The sequence below is a fragment of the Halarcobacter mediterraneus genome (assembly GCF_004116625.1).
Classification (GTDB): domain Bacteria; phylum Campylobacterota; class Campylobacteria; order Campylobacterales; family Arcobacteraceae; genus Halarcobacter; species Halarcobacter mediterraneus.
Window position 1 is genome coordinate 775058 of record NZ_NXIE01000001.1, and the last position, 15181, is coordinate 790238.

General features: G+C 29.9%; 18 protein-coding genes. 4 read left to right on the forward strand and 14 right to left on the reverse strand.

Features of this window, described 5'->3' with window-relative positions:
• Nucleotides 1-3: 3 nt before the first annotated feature.
• From guaB to rpmJ, 8 genes are all read right to left on the reverse strand, one after another.
• Nucleotides 4-1449, reverse strand: coding sequence for an IMP dehydrogenase (gene guaB / locus CP965_RS03945; protein ID WP_129060744.1), 1446 nt, complete (start codon nt 1447-1449; stop codon nt 4-6).
• Nucleotides 1450-1471: 22 nt separating this feature from the next.
• Nucleotides 1472-2833 (reverse strand): Asp-tRNA(Asn)/Glu-tRNA(Gln) amidotransferase subunit GatA, encoded by a 1362-nt coding sequence (gene gatA / locus CP965_RS03950; protein WP_164970991.1) that lies wholly within the window; start codon nt 2831-2833, stop codon nt 1472-1474.
• A 172-nt stretch (nt 2834-3005) separates the two neighbouring features.
• Nucleotides 3006-3356 carry a 50S ribosomal protein L17 gene (gene rplQ, locus CP965_RS03955; RefSeq protein ID WP_129060745.1) on the reverse strand — a complete coding sequence of 117 codons (351 nt, stop codon included), beginning with the start codon at nt 3354-3356 and terminating at the stop codon, nt 3006-3008.
• A 14-nt stretch (nt 3357-3370) separates the two neighbouring features.
• Nucleotides 3371-4369: a DNA-directed RNA polymerase subunit alpha gene (locus CP965_RS03960; protein WP_129060746.1), complete on the reverse strand. Its 999-nt coding sequence runs from the start codon at nt 4367-4369 to the stop codon at nt 3371-3373.
• 15 nt (nt 4370-4384) lie between these two features.
• Complete coding sequence (gene rpsD / locus CP965_RS03965) at nt 4385-5011, reverse strand: 30S ribosomal protein S4 (protein ID WP_129060747.1); 627 nt, start codon at nt 5009-5011, stop codon at nt 4385-4387.
• A 10-nt stretch (nt 5012-5021) separates the two neighbouring features.
• Nucleotides 5022-5414: a 30S ribosomal protein S11 gene (gene rpsK / locus CP965_RS03970; RefSeq protein WP_129060748.1), complete on the reverse strand. Its 393-nt coding sequence runs from the start codon at nt 5412-5414 to the stop codon at nt 5022-5024.
• A 9-nt stretch (nt 5415-5423) separates the two neighbouring features.
• Entirely contained in the window at nt 5424-5789 is a 366-nt protein-coding gene (gene rpsM / locus CP965_RS03975) for a 30S ribosomal protein S13 (protein ID WP_129060749.1), read from the reverse strand.
• Between the two features lie 2 nt (nt 5790-5791).
• Entirely contained in the window at nt 5792-5905 is a 114-nt protein-coding gene (gene rpmJ / locus CP965_RS03980) for a 50S ribosomal protein L36 (RefSeq protein ID WP_044415264.1), read from the reverse strand.
• Nucleotides 5906-6222: 317 nt separating this feature from the next.
• Between rpmJ and CP965_RS03985 the strand changes: the two genes are divergently transcribed.
• Entirely contained in the window at nt 6223-6609 is a 387-nt protein-coding gene (locus CP965_RS03985; RefSeq protein ID WP_407646391.1) for an HIT family protein, read from the forward strand.
• A gap of 48 nt (nt 6610-6657) precedes the next feature.
• Nucleotides 6658-8709: a BCCT family transporter gene (locus tag CP965_RS03990; RefSeq protein WP_129060751.1), complete on the forward strand. Its 2052-nt coding sequence runs from the start codon at nt 6658-6660 to the stop codon at nt 8707-8709.
• A gap of 32 nt (nt 8710-8741) precedes the next feature.
• Here the strand turns inward: CP965_RS03990 and CP965_RS03995 are convergent, their stop codons facing one another.
• Genes CP965_RS03995 through CP965_RS04005 form a run of 3 tightly spaced genes read right to left on the reverse strand, consistent with a single transcriptional unit; the run spans nt 8742 to nt 11251 of the window.
• Entirely contained in the window at nt 8742-9668 is a 927-nt protein-coding gene (locus CP965_RS03995) for a DHHA1 domain-containing protein (RefSeq protein ID WP_206732245.1), read from the reverse strand.
• 18 nt (nt 9669-9686) lie between these two features.
• On the reverse strand, nt 9687-10751 hold the full coding sequence (leuB, locus tag CP965_RS04000) for a 3-isopropylmalate dehydrogenase (RefSeq protein WP_129060753.1): 1065 nt from the start codon (nt 10749-10751) through the stop codon (nt 9687-9689).
• Nucleotides 10751-11251 carry a 3-isopropylmalate dehydratase small subunit gene (locus CP965_RS04005; protein ID WP_129060754.1) on the reverse strand — a complete coding sequence of 167 codons (501 nt, stop codon included), beginning with the start codon at nt 11249-11251 and terminating at the stop codon, nt 10751-10753. The genes leuB and CP965_RS04005 overlap by 1 nt, the downstream gene beginning before the upstream one ends.
• Nucleotides 11252-11409: 158 nt before the next feature.
• Between CP965_RS04005 and rpoD the strand changes: the two genes are divergently transcribed.
• Entirely contained in the window at nt 11410-13287 is a 1878-nt protein-coding gene (rpoD, locus tag CP965_RS04010; RefSeq protein ID WP_267285275.1) for an RNA polymerase sigma factor RpoD, read from the forward strand.
• A 5-nt stretch (nt 13288-13292) separates the two neighbouring features.
• Nucleotides 13293-13979: a hypothetical protein gene (locus CP965_RS04015; protein WP_129060756.1), complete on the forward strand. Its 687-nt coding sequence runs from the start codon at nt 13293-13295 to the stop codon at nt 13977-13979.
• A gap of 12 nt (nt 13980-13991) precedes the next feature.
• On the opposite strand, the gene CP965_RS04020 is transcribed toward CP965_RS04015, so the two are convergent.
• From CP965_RS04020 to ppnP, 3 genes are read right to left on the reverse strand one after another with little or no spacing between them, the layout of a single operon-like run.
• Nucleotides 13992-14543, reverse strand: a complete 552-nt coding sequence (locus CP965_RS04020) for a hypothetical protein (RefSeq protein WP_129060757.1) — start codon at nt 14541-14543, stop codon at nt 13992-13994.
• On the reverse strand, nt 14536-14844 hold the full coding sequence (locus tag CP965_RS04025) for an AtpZ/AtpI family protein (protein WP_129060758.1): 309 nt from the start codon (nt 14842-14844) through the stop codon (nt 14536-14538). Before CP965_RS04025 ends, CP965_RS04020 begins: the two co-directional genes overlap by 8 nt.
• Nucleotides 14845-14851: 7 nt before the next feature.
• Nucleotides 14852-15175 (reverse strand): pyrimidine/purine nucleoside phosphorylase, encoded by a 324-nt coding sequence (ppnP, locus tag CP965_RS04030; RefSeq protein ID WP_206732246.1) that lies wholly within the window; start codon nt 15173-15175, stop codon nt 14852-14854.
• Nucleotides 15176-15181: the final 6 nt, after the last annotated feature.

Genomic DNA, 15181 nt, shown 5'->3' on the forward strand with positions numbered 1-15181 from the left:
CTTTTAAACGTGGTAGTTAGGAGCTTCATTCGTAATAGTAACATCATGAACATGAGACTCTTTAAGTCCAGCAGATGTAATCTCTACAAATTCAGCTTTCTCTTGGAATGTAGGAATATCTTTAGAACCTAAATAACCCATTGAAGCTCTTAGTCCTCCAACCATTTGGTGAATAATATCAGCAATTGCACCTCTATATGCAACTCTACCTTCAATTCCCTCTGGTACAAGTTTATCAGCGGCTGTTCCTTCTTGGAAATATCTATCGTTACTTCCTTTAGTCATAGCTCCAATAGAACCCATTCCTCTATATGTTTTGAATTTTCTTCCTTGGAATAATACTACTTCTCCTGGAGATTCATCAGTACCAGCTAAAGCGGAACCCATCATACAAGATGAAGCTCCAACTGCAAGTGCTTTTGAAACATCTCCAGAGTACTTAATACCACCATCTGCAATAACTGGAACACCATATTTAGCACCTTCTGCTGCACATTCATCAATTGCAGAGATTTGAGGAACACCTACACCTGCAACAATTCTTGTTGTACAAATAGAACCAGGACCAATACCTACTTTAACAGCATCTGCACCTGCATCGATTAAAGCTTTAGTTCCTTCAGCAGTTGCAACATTACCAGCAATAATTTCTACATTTAATTCTTTTTTAATAGTTGCAACTGAATCTAAAATACCTTTTGAATGTCCATGAGCTGAATCAAGAACTAGAACATCAACACCTGCTTCAACAAGCGCTTTTGCTCTGTCCATTTGTCCTACACCAATTGCAGCACCAACTCTAAGTCTTCCAAACTCGTCTTTGTTTGCATTTGGATATTCTCTTTTTTTGTTGATATCTTTAATTGTAATAAGACCTTTTAATAAGCCATTTTCATCAATAATTGGTAATTTTTCAATCTTATTTTGGTGCATTACATCAGCAGCTTCTTCTAATGTAGTACCCTCTTTTCCAGTGATTAAAGGCATATTAGTCATTTTATCAACTACTAATTCACTAAAATCTTTTGTAAATCTCATATCTCTGTTTGTCAAAATACCTAATAATTTATTATTATCATCTACAACTGGTACACCTGAGATTTTATAAGATGCCATAATATCTTCTGCATCTTGTAAAGTTTGATTAGGAGTGATTGTTACAGGGTCAATAATCATTCCAGATTCACTTTTTTTAACTTTTTTACATTGTAATACTTGAGCTTCTATATCCATATTTTTATGAATAATTCCAATACCACCAAGTCTTGCCATTGCAATTGCAGCTTGATATTCAGTAACTGTATCCATTGCAGCAGATACAAAAGGAATATTTAACTCGATATTTTTTGTTAGTTTTGTTTTAATACATACTTCTTTTGGTAGTACTTCAGATTTTGCTGGTACTAATAACACATCCTCAAATGTTAACGCTTTTTTTCTAATTCTCATAATATAACCCTTAATAAAATATCTATTTTTTGTAATTTACAGCTTTTTCTAACGCTAAAGCACCATCAAATACAGTTTGTTCATCATAAGCTTTTCCAATTAACTGTAATCCAACTGGCATACCAGTTTCATCTTTTGAAATAGGTAATGAGATTGCAGGTAATCCTGCAAGGTTTACAGAAATAGTATATATATCACTTAAATACATTTCAAGTGATGTTTTAAAGCTTCCAAACTCAGGAGCAGTAGTTGGAGCTACTGGAGAAAGGATTAAGTCAGCATCCTTGAAAATTGCTTCATATTCATCTTTAATTAAATGTCTAACTTTTTGAGCTTTAATATAATATGCATCATAATAACCAGAACTTAAAACAAAAGAACCAAGCATAATTCTTTTTTGTACCTCTTCACCAAAACCTTGTGTTTTAGTTTGAGTATACATATCTTTTAAACCACCCTCACCTTTTCTATTTCCATATCTAACACCATCAAATCTAGAAAGGTTTGCACTAGCTTCTGCTGTCGCAACAATATAGTAAGATGAAAGGATTTTACTTGTATCTAACATATTTTTGTGAACAATTGTATGTCCTGCATCTTCAAAAGCTTTTATAGCTTTTTTATATCCTTCTTGGATAGCTGAACTTGCTTCTTCTACAAAACTATCAATAACTGCAATTGTTAATTTTCTATCTCCATCAAGTTTAGGAGCAACTGCTTCATATTCAACATTAGCAGAAGTAGAATCCATTGGGTCATTTCCTGAAATAATGTCATATAAAATAGCAGCATCTTCTACATTTTGAGTAATAGGACCACATTGATCTAAAGATGAAGAATATGCAGTAATACCATATCTTGAAACTCTTCCATAAGTTGGTTTCATACCAACAACACCACAATAAGCTGCTGGTTGTCTAATACTTCCACCCGTATCAGTTCCTAAAGCTGCAATAGCAATTCCACCAGCAACAGCTGCTGCAGAACCACCTGAACTTCCTCCAGGAACTTTTGTATTATCAATAGGATTTAAAGTCTTACCATAGCAAGAAGACTCTGTAGAACTTCCCATGGCAAATTCATCCATATTTGTTCTACCAAAAGCACATAATCCTGCTTCTTCAAGCTTATTAATTACTGTTGCATTGTATGGAGAATTATATCCTTTTAGAATATTACTCGAACAAGTAATTTCCCAATTTTTAACGTTTATATTATCTTTTATAGCAATTGGTATACCATTATTAGAATCTGTTATATCAGTATTTGTCAGCTGTTCCACATAAGCACCAATGTTACTCTCTTTTATTTTAGAAGTTAATTCTTCTTTTAATTTCTTTACTTCATCACTATTTAATTTTAGTGCTTCTTTTAGAGTTATCAAATGTCTCTCCTAGGATTTACAAATATGTAGTATAACGCGCCATTATATATAAAAAATGATTAAAAAAAAGTAAATGAAATTTTAATATTAAAAAAGTATGATTATTTAGAAATAAAAAAAGGTAAAAGTCATTGACTTTTACCTTTTAAGAGTAGTAAATTATTTTTTACTATTATACAAAAGAAATAAATGCCATTTGTGTAGCATCACCTCTTCTAATTCTTGTTTTAACAATAGAAGTATATCCACCATTTCTACCTTCGTATTTTGGTGCAATTTCATTGATAAGTTTTTTAGTAGCTTCTTTATCTTGTAATAAAGCAAATACTGCTCTATGTGTATTAAAGTCTGCATTTCTTGCAGTAGTAACTAATCTTTCAATATATCTTCTTAACTCTTTTGCTTTTGGTACAGTTGTTTCAATCTTCTCTCTTTCAATGATAGCAATTGCTAAGTTTTTTAGTAATGCTTTTCTATGAGAAGATGTTCTGTTTAATCTTCTATATCCGTGCTTATGTCTCATATCAAACCCTTAATTTATGCTTTAAGTTGCTCTAGCTTTCTTCTTAAAGCTGAGGCAACATTTTCTGGAAGTGTACTATCAATTGGGAAACCTAAAGATTCTAATTTCTCTGAGATTTCATCAAAAGATTTCTTTCCTAAATTTTTAATGTTTTTAACTTCTACTTCACTCATAAGTACTAATTCACCTAAGAATTTTAATCCTGCTCTATCTAAAGAGTTAAATGATCTAGCACTTAAGTTTAAGTCATCGATTTTTACAATTAAATCTTTTAATTCTACTGGTTCTTCACCAGCATCATTTACAGTTACTTCAGATAAATCAAAAACTTTGTTAAACACTGACATTTGAGAGTACATAACTGATACCGCTTCTTTAAATGCAGTAATTGGAGTAATTTGTCCATTTGTTTGTACTGTAAATACAGCTTTTTCAAAGTTAGGGTTATCTTCAACTAACATTTTTTCAATATTATATACAACTTTTTTTACAGGAGTAAAGAAAGCATCTAATGGAATATATTCTGTTCCAACAATATCTCTAATATCTTCAGAAGGCATATAACCAATACCTCTTTGAATAATTACAGAAAATGTTAGATTACAATCAGAGTTAATAGTCGCAAGATGTGCTTCAGGAGAAACAACTTCTACATCAGCATTTCCTAAGTCAGAACCTTTAATTTCTTTTGGTCCATCAAAAGAGTATTCAACTACAACTTGTTCTTCATCACCATTAATTTTAAATTTAATGTTTTTTAGATTAATTATAAAAATAGCTATATCTTCAAGCATTCCTCTTAATGAGTCGAACTCATGCGAAGCACCTTCAATTTTAATTGCAATTGGAGCATATCCAACTGAACTAGATAAAAGTAATCTTCTTAAAGGATGTGCTAAAGTTATTGCAAAACCACTTTCAAATGGATATGCTGATATTTTAGCTTCATTATCGCTAATTGCTTCTATCTCAACTTCTGTTGGTAAAAACGGTGTGTCTGCAAATTTTTTCATAGCTAACCTTATTTATTATTTAGAATATAACTCTACGATTAATCTTTCTTCAACAGGAATAACAACTTCTTCTCTAGTTGGGATTCTTGTAAAAATTCCGAATACTTTATCTTTATCTACATCAACCCATTCAACCATACCAGTTTGGTTAGTTAATTCTAAAGCTCTTACAACTTGTGGATTAGATTTAGATTTTTCTTTAATTTCAATTTTTTGACCTGGTTTTACTACGTATGATGGAATATCAACTTTTTTACCATCAACTAAGATATGCCCATGAGTTGTAAATTGTCTTGCATTTGCTCTAGTTGTAACAAATCCCATTCTATAAACAACATTGTCTAATCTTTGCTCGATTAATGAAATAAGGTTTGCCCCTGTATTTCCATCTCTTCTTGCAGCTTCTTTAAAGTATTTTCTAAATTGTTTTTCAGATACACCATAAAGGTATTTTGCTTTTTGTTTTTCTCTTAATTGTAAACCATATTCAGAGATTTTTGTTCTTCTTTGTCCATGTTGTCCTGGAGCATATGGTCTTTTTTCTAAAGCAGATTTACCGTTAAGTCTTCTTTCACCTTTTAATCCAAGGTCAGCATCTAACCTTCTTTCAATCTTTTCTCTTGGTCCTCTATATCTAGCCATTAACTACTCCTTACACTCTTCTTCTTTTAGGAGGTCTACAACCATTATGTGGTAATGGTGTAACATCTTTAAACCATTTTACTGTAATACCTTCCATTGCTCCAACAGATTTAACTGCTGTATCTCTACCTGAACCTGGTCCTTGGATTTTAATACCAACATTTTTGATACCATGTTCCATAGCTTTTGTCATTGCATCTTCAACAGCTTGTTGTGCTGCAAATGGAGTAGATTTTTTAGAACCTTTAAAACCTAAGTTTCCTGCACTTGACCATGCAATTGCGTTACCTGCATTGTCTGTAATAGTTACCATTGTGTTATTAAACGTTGCTGCAATATGTACGATACCGTCAGCAATATTCTTTTTTACTATTTTTTTTCTAGTTACTTTTCTTTTTGCCATTCGTTATCCTTATGATCCTGCACCAACAGTTTTCTTTTTACCTTTTCTTGTTCTAGCATTAGTTTTAGTCTTTTGCCCTCTACAAGGTAAACCTTTTCTGTGTCTTAAACCTCTATATGAACCCAAATCCATTAAAGATTTAATATCCATTGCAACTTTCTTTCTAAGATCACCCTCAACCATATAGTTTTTTTGGATTTCTTGTCTAATTGATGCTGCTTCATCTTCTGTTAATTCATGTGCTCTTTTATCATAAGAAACTCCAGTAGCATCTAAGATTAATCTAGAGTTATGTAAACCAATTCCATAGATATACGTTAAAGCATATTCCATTCTTTTTTTATTTGGTAAATCAACACCTGCAATTCTTGCCATGATTATCCTTGTCTCTGTTTATGTTTTTTATTTTCGCAGATCACTCTTACGACACCGCCTCTTTTGATAATTTTACATTTATCACACATTTTCTTTACTGAAGCTCTAACTTTCATCAGTGAGTCCTTTTTGTGTTTATTCCCACATTCCAACAGGGAAGAACTACACTTGAAAAAAGCAAACTGCTTTGCTTTTTTGTAGTTCGCCCCGATTTTTTATATTGCATTGCAATAAAAATCGGCCTAGCCAAGCTAAAACAACCATTGTATCTCAGTTGAGACAAGGGCTATTTGCTTTTTTCTGGTTCTGCCCAACTCTTTATAAAACACAAAAATTTTATAAAAAATTCCTTGATGGTTGGAAAAATGGATTCGGATTATAATTAATTTTTGCTTAAATGTAGTTTAATTATACCTTTGTTAATATACTTCATATTAATAAAAGAAAAGAGAAACAAATGATATATAAAAATGACTTAATTCATATTAAATTTGAAGAAAATGAAATTCCTTGGTTCATTGTTTTTACCAATGAAAAGAAAAAAGAGTTTTCACATTGTACACAAGAAGAAAAAATGGAAATACTAAGATGTCTTGATATTATTGAAAAACTTATGCTGGAATATTATAATCCAGAAAAAGTAAATATTGCTTCATTTGGTAATTATGTTCCACATGTACATTTTCATATAATGGCAAGATTTAAAGAAGATTCTTTTTTCCCAGAATCAATGTGGGGGAAAAAGCAAAGAGAATCAAATTTAAAGTTACCATCAAATAAAGAGTTTATTTCTAGTTTAAAAATAAAATTAAACTCTTAATACTTTTTTGTTAATATATAGTACTTTACTAAATAACAAAGGAGGACAATGTTAGAAAAATTTAAAAAATCTAACTCAACAATTTTAATTCCTGTTTTTATTCCAGCAGTAATTGTTATTTTACTACTTGTCATTGGAGCAATTTCAAATCCAAAAGGAATGGGAGAAGTATTTTCAGTAACATTAACATATATAACAAATGATTTTGGATGGTTTTATATGTTAGCTGTTGCCTTATTTTTAATCTTTATTGTATCAATTGCATTATCTCCATGGGGACAAATAAAATTAGGACCAGACCATTCAGAACCTGAGTATAGTTTTTCATCGTGGTTCGCAATGCTATTTTCAGCAGGTTATGGAATTGCATTACTATTTTTTGGTGTTGCAGAACCAATTTTACACTATGCTTCACCTCCTACAGGAGAAGGACAAACAATTGCAGCTGCAAAACAAGCAATGCAAATTGCGTACTTCCACTGGGGATTTCATATTTGGGCAATATATGGATTAGTTGGTTTAACCCTTGCGTATTTTGCTTTTAGACATGGTTTACCTTTATCTATGAGATCAACTTTATATCCATTAATTGGAGAAAAAATTCATGGTCCTGTGGGACATACTGTTGATACTTTTGCTATTTTAGGAACTCTTTTTGGTATTGCAACTACTTTAGGATTATCAGTTTCACAAATAAATGCAGGATTAAACTATTTATGGCCAGAAATTGAAGTAAACATTAATGTACAAATTATTACCATTGCTATAATAACTGCATTAGCATTATTTTCTGTTCTTGCGGGTATGGATAAAGGTGTAAAGAGATTATCACTTTTAAATATACTTTTAGCAATTTCACTTATGGTATTTGTTTTTATTGTTGGACCAACAATTTTTATACTTAATACATTTTTAGAAAATACTGGTAGTTATTTAAGTAATATTGTAGAAAGAACATTTAGCCTTCAAGCTTATACTTCAAATGATTGGATAGGAAACTGGACACTGTTTATTTTTGGATGGACTATCGCTTGGGCACCATTTGTAGGTCTTTTTATTGCTAAAATCAGTAAAGGAAGAACTATTAGACAATTTGTTGTAGGGGTTATGTTAGTACCTACAATTTTTACTTTTCTTTGGTTTTCTATTTTTGGAGACACAGCTTTACATATGGTTATGGTTCAAGGTTATGAATCTTTAATTACTGAAGTACAAAATGATAAAGCAATTGCTTTATTTAAACTTTTTGAAAGATTACCTTTAACTAATGTACTTTCTTTTATTGCTGTTTTTCTTATAATTACTTTTTTTGTAACATCTTCAGATTCTGGTTCTCTTGTTATAGATTCATTGGCTTCTGGTGGTGCAATAGAAACACCTGCGTGGCAACGTTCATTTTGGGTTATTCTAGAAGGTGTTGTTGCTTCAGTTTTATTAATCGCAGGAGGATTAACAGCTTTACAAACGGCATCAATTGTTAGTGCTTTACCTTTTGCAATTATTATGATAATTGCTGGTATTGGTATGTGGAGAGCTTTAATTATAGAAAACCATAGAGAAAATAGCTTACAACATACTGTAAATATGAATTTCCAACATCCAGATATTGATAATGATGAATATTGGAAAGGTAGACTTAAAGAATTAATAAACTTTCCTAAAAAGAATGTTGTTGAAAAATTTATAAAAAATGATGTTCAAAATAGTATGAAAAAAATTCAAAAAGAACTTAAAGAGTCTGAGTGGGATTGCGATGTTGATTATGATGAAGAGTATGTAAGGGCTATAATTTTTATTTATAAAGATGATGATATTAAATTTACATATGAAGTAAGATTAAGAGAGTATGAAATACCAGAATTTGCTCACTTAGAAGATGCTAATAAAAAACAAAAATACTATTATAATGCAGAAGCCTTTTTGAAAAGAGGAGGATTACATTATGATTTATATGGATATGAAGAACATACAATTATAAATGATATTTTAACTCAATTTGAAAGATATTTAAGATTTGTTCATACTACTCCAGCAACATTACCTTGGGATATGGAAGAACATGATGACTTACTAGATAATGAAAGTCAAACAAATAAATAGGAGAAATCCTATTTATTTATACAGTTAAAGAATTAACCATCTGCATTAATTTGAGTAATTAACTCTTCTAGTACTTGCTGGGCTTTATCGTGATCAATTTGGCAACCACCAGCAGCTTTATGACCACCGCCACCATATTTAAGCATTAATTCTCCAACATTTGTTTTTGAAGTTTTATTTAAAATTGACTTACCAGGAGAGAATACTACATTTTGTTTTTCTCTTCCCCATACAACGTGCATAGAAATATTAATCTCAGGATGTAAAGCATATACTAAAAATCTATTTCCAGGATATATTATTTCTTCATTTCTATAATCAATTATTGCAAGATTACCTTTGATTGTAGTACATCTTTTTAGTTGTTCTTTAAACTCTTCTTCATATTTAAAGTATAAATCAACTCTCTCTTTTACATCTGATAGTTTTAAGATATCTTCAATTGTATGGTCTTTACAATAATCAATTAAATCCATCATTAATTGATAATTTGAAACAGTAAATTCTCTAAATCTTCCAAGTCCAGTTCTAGAATCCATTAAGAAACTTAATAACTCCCAACCTTGAGGGTTGAGAATATCCTCTTTTGTAAAACTTGCACTATCTGCTTTATTTGCTGCATCCATCATTGTTATAAAACTTGAAGGAAATTTTTTATCTCCTCCATAATATTGATATACAACTTCAGCGGCACTTGGGGCATCAGCCTCAATTATATGGTTATCTCTTTTTTCATTTCTAAGTGTTTCAGAAAAATGATGATCAAAAGCTAAGTAAACACCATCTACATATGGTAAGTTAGTTGTAATATCATTTTGCGTTATTTCAATTTTACCATCTTGCATATCTTTCGGGTGTACAAAAGTAATTTCATCAATAATACCTAAGTACTTCATTAATGTTCCACACACTAAACCATCCATATCACTTCTTGTAACTAATCTATACTTTTTAGACATAACCATACACTCCTAAACTTATTTTATGTTATTTGCAATAACATCACCCATTTCAGCAGTAGAAACAACTTCTTTTGCATCATAAGCAGCTAAATCACCTGTTCTATATCCATCTTTTAATGCTTTTTTAATTGCTGCATCAATTTTGTCTGCTGCTTCAATTTCTCCTAAAGAGTATCTTAACATCATTGCAGCACTTTCAATTGTTGCAATTGGGTTTGCAATTCCTTGTCCAGCGATATCAGGAGCTGAACCATGAATTGGCTCATAAATAGCCGTTTTATCACCAGTTGAAGCTGATGGTAATAATCCAATAGAACCTACAACCATAGATGCTGTATCAGAAAGGATATCTCCAAAAATATTTCCAGTTACAATAACATCAAACTGTTTTGGATTTCTTACAAGTTGCATTGCTGCATTATCAACATACATATGAGATAATTCTACTTCTGGGTAATCCTTTGCAATTTCTTCCATTGTGTCTCTCCATAATTGAGAAACTTCTAAAACGTTTGCTTTATCTACAGAACAAACTCTTTTATCTCTTTTCATTGCTAATTCAAAAGCTTGTTTACCAATTCTTTCAATTTCAGGTTTTGTATAAACCATAGTATTAAATGCTTTAAAACCATCATTTTCTCTTGGTTGACCAAAATAAATTCCACCAATAAGCTCTCTTACGATCATAATGTCAACACCTTCGATAACTTCAGGTTTAAGTGTTGAAGCATTTACTAATTCATCATAAATAATTGCAGGTCTTAAGTTTGCATAAACCTCCATAGCTTCTCTAAACTTTAAAAGTCCAGTTTCTGGTCTTTTATCCCTTGGTAAAGTATCCCACTTTTCTCCACCAATTGCCCCAAATAAACAAGCATCAGAATTTAATACTCCTTTTACAGTTTCATCTGGTAAAGGATCTCCTGTAACATCAATAGCAATTCCTCCCATTAAATACTCTTTATATTCTAAAGAGAATCCACAAGAATAAGAAACTGCATCTAAAACTTTAATAGCCTCATCTACAATTTCAGGACCAATTCCATCACCTTTGATTATTGATATATTATATTTTTTCATTATTTTTCAACTCCCATTTCAGCTTTTGCATAATTTATTAATCCACCTGTTGCAATTAGTTCTTGCATAAACTCAGGAATTGCAATAAATTTATATGTTTTATTTGTTGTATTATTTGTGATAATTCCTTCGTCTAAATTAATTGAAATCTCTTCACCTTCTTTTATTTCAGCAGATTCTGGTAATTCAAAAATTGGTAATCCCATATTAAACGCATTTCTATAAAAAATTCTTGCAAATGAAGGAGCAACAACTGCTGCAATACCTGCTGCTTTTAAAGCAATAGGTGCGTGTTCTCTTGAAGAACCACAACCAAAGTTTTCTCCTGCAACAATAATATCACCTTTTTGTAACTTCTTCGGAAACTCTGGGTCTGCATCTTCCATAACATACTTTGCTAAGTGTTCTGGATCAGAGCTATTTAAATATCTTGCAGCAATGATAACATCAGTATCTATATTTGCTCCAAAATTCCAAACTTTTCCTGTAATTGTATTCATTTTATACTTCCTTGTAATTCAATATTTTGTTTTAAAACTCTTGGATATTTTTCTAAAGTTGATTATTTTATCTAAAGTTAAAAAAATAATAGATTAAATCAAATAATTAATACACCTTTCAAATAATTTCGGTATAATGTATACTTATCTTTAAAACAATGAGGAAAAAATCATTTATGAGTGCAAAAGATTTAAATAAAGAGATTGAAAATACAGTTAAAGAATATAAAGACTCTGTCTTAACCTTTGAAAAACTTATTAAAATCTTTCCAAAAGCTCCCTCAGCAGCAAATGTAAAAAAACTTTTAGCTTTTATCCAACTATATAATGTAACACTTATAAGTTCACAAGAACAAGCAAAAAGAATGAATGCTGAAGAAGCAAAAAAGAAAGAAGATTTAAGAAATAAATTAAGAGAAAATGAAGAAGATGTTTATGACCTATTAAAAAATAAAGAACTTTTAGAGTGGTCAAGATCAGATTCACCTGTAAGAATGTATTTAAGAGAAATGGGTCAAATTCCACTTCTTACAAAAGAAGAAGAAATTGAAATTTCTAAAAAAATAGAAATGGGTGAAGATATCATTCTTGATGCTATTTGTTATGTTCCATATTTAATTGATTTTATTTTGGAATACAAAGAACCTTTAGTAAATAGAGAAAGAAAAGTAAAAGAGTTATTTAGAAACTTTGATGATGAAGACTCTGATGACTCTTCTGATTCTGAAACTGAAGTTGAAGATGAAGAAGAATTAGAAGAAGATGAAAAAGCTTCTAAAAAAATAAAAAAACTTGATAAAAGAGCTGAAACTATTATTGCTTCATTTAAAGTTCTAGAAAAAGCAAAAAAAGATTGGCTTAAATTTCAAACAAAAGAAGAAGCAAAATCAGATGATGAGCAAGATTTAATGCAATTTAATCTTTCAGCAGCATTTAAAAAGAAAGTTGTAAAAGATGCATTAACAGATTTAGGTCCAACTTCTAAATTAATTTCAGAAATTGTAAGAGCTATGGAAACAGCTTTAAAATCAGAAACTGGTTTTGAAACAGAATTAAAAAAATTAGAATATAAATTACCTTTATTCAATGATATTTTATTAAAAAATCACCAAAAGATTTTAGATAATATTCTAAATTTATCAAAAGCTCAAATTACGACAATGGTTCCTGAAGCAACGATGGTTTCAACATATATGGAAATTAAAAAACTTTTCCAAACTGCAGAAGCATCAAAAGGTGGTTTTGATTTAGAAGAAGAAGAACTAAAAGATGTTCTTGAACAAATCAAAAGAGGTAAGAGAATTACTGACCAAGCTAAAACTAGAATGGCAAAATCAAACCTTAGACTTGTGGTATCTATTGCAAAAAGATACACAAATAGAGGCTTACCTTTCTTAGACCTAATCCAAGAAGGAAATATAGGTCTAATGAAAGCTGTTGATAAGTTTGAGTATAAAAAAGGTTATAAATTTTCTACTTATGCAACATGGTGGATTAGACAAGCAATTTCAAGAGCAATTGCTGACCAAGCAAGAACTATTAGAATTCCAATTCATATGATTGAAACTATTAATAGAATTAATAAAATCATTAGAAAAGGTATTCAAGAAAATGGTAAAGAGCCAGATGTAGAAGAAATTGCAAAAGAAGTTGCATTGCCTGTTGATAAAGTAAAACAAGTAATTAAAATCACTAAAGAGCCTGTATCACTTGAAGCACCTATTGGATCTGATGATGATGGTAAATTTGGAGACTTTGTACCAGATGAAAAAGCGCCAACTCCAGTTGATAATATCATGAAAGATGACTTACAAGGTCAAATTGATCAAATTTTAGCGCAATTAAATGAAAGAGAACAAGCTGTTGTAAGAATGAGATTTGGACTTATGGAAGATGCTAGTGATAGAACACTTGAAGAGATAGGAAAAGAATTAAATGTAACTAGAGAAAGAGTAAGACAAATTGAATCAAGTGCAATTAAAAAGCTTAAACACCCTAAAGTAGGTAAAAACCTTAAAAATTATGTGGAAAGTTAATTTTAATGAACTTTTATGAGCAATGGGTTGAATTAGACTTAAACCCTATTATTTCTTTTTCCTCTTTAGGAAAATTAACATTTTCTAATCATGAAGCTCAATTTTTGCTTAGTAGAATTAAGCAAAAAGAGCTTTACGATTTAGCAGTAAAGTATGCTCCTAAAACTTTTGGAGTAGAGACAAGCTATATTGACTTAAATATAGAGAACTATACTTTTTATGCTATTACTGTAAAATATGAAGATGAAGATGAAATCCATATGAAACTTTATAAAAGTGCAATGGTAAAAAAAGATTCTCAATTAAGTACAAAAAATACAAATATTACAAATATTTTTACTTTAGTAGATTTAGCAATTTCAAGTAAAAAAATTAAATCTAAAGCTAAATATATCAAAAACTATGACCCTTCTATCCCTGAATTCAAAATTAATGCAAATGAATTTATAAAAACTTTGAATTTAATCTATGATGCTTTTGAAAAAAATCAAATAATAAATACATCAGTTATTCTTAAAATTGGGGAATATATTAAAATTGAAGGGAAAAAATATTCAATTATTAGTGTTGAAATATCTTCTCCTGAAAAAGTAAACCTTGACAACTTTACTTATAAAGACGAAAATGCTTCTTTTATAGTTGCAAAAACAAAAGAAAAAATTTCTATAGACCTTCCTTTAATTACAAAGTAAGGTCTTAACCTTCTACTTTCTTCTATAAACTATTTTTGAAAGTAATGTTCCTAAAGGAACAACTGAAAGGCCTATCAAAAATGGTATTGCTATGAAAATTTTATTATTGTTTAAAGCAAAAAAACCTAAAACTAGAAAACCATAAGCTACTACTCTAAAAATAGATATAAAACCACTTGCCGAAGTAAAAGTATTTTTTATTGAGTTTCTTTTTACTTTTGTTTTTTCTTCTTTTATAATCTCTTTAATTTTTTCAGTATTTAACTCTTCTTCTGGTATTTCTTCATATTCACTATATAAATCATAAGGATCATCAATTTCATCAATTTTATCCCTATCTTCTAAAGTTCTAAAATCATTTTTTTCTTTTAAATTAGAAAGTCTTTTATTTACATTTCTTCTATAAGAAAAATAAGAAGAAAGAGTAATTAGTAAAGAAGCAAAGAATGCAACTTGTGTATTTAAAACCCAAGTTGCATTTTGAAATAAAAAAGAATATAAAACTAGAAATAAATCTAATACAATAAAAACTTTTATAAAATTTATAATTTGAGCATTATTCATCTTCTAAATCAGCTTTATCCCCATGTTTTGCTCTATAAGCATATCTTGGATCATTTTCAAGACCTTCAAACTCTTTTTGAGCTCTTTTATAAGCTTTATATATATTAAGTCCTGCTGCAGCAACACCCCAAAATATTCCTAACCATAAAGTCCAAGCATAACCTGTCCAAGTTTTTAATCCATAACCTATTGCAAAACCTAATATAATAGCTACAACAATTGATATTCCTAAAGATAAATTATCTAAAGCTCTTAATTTACTTTCATGTTTAGGTTTATTATCTATATTTTTATTTTCCATTTTTTACCTATTCATTTAAATATGTACAACAATAATCTGTTATTTCTTCAACTTTTACTTCAAAACTTGAGTTTGCAGGAACTTCAAAAGAACTTCCACCTTGAAAAGTTTCCCAATTACTTTCCATACCCGCAAATAAAACTTCTAGTTTTCCTGAAATAATTTCCATATGTTCTGCTGCTTTTGTACCAAATTTATATTCACCAGGTAACATAATTCCTAATGATTTTACAACACCTTCAGAGTTTGTATAATTTCTACTTGTAACTCTTCCATCAAAATATATATTTGCTTTTTTTAGTAAATCTACTTTTTCTTCAATAATATTCATTTTTTT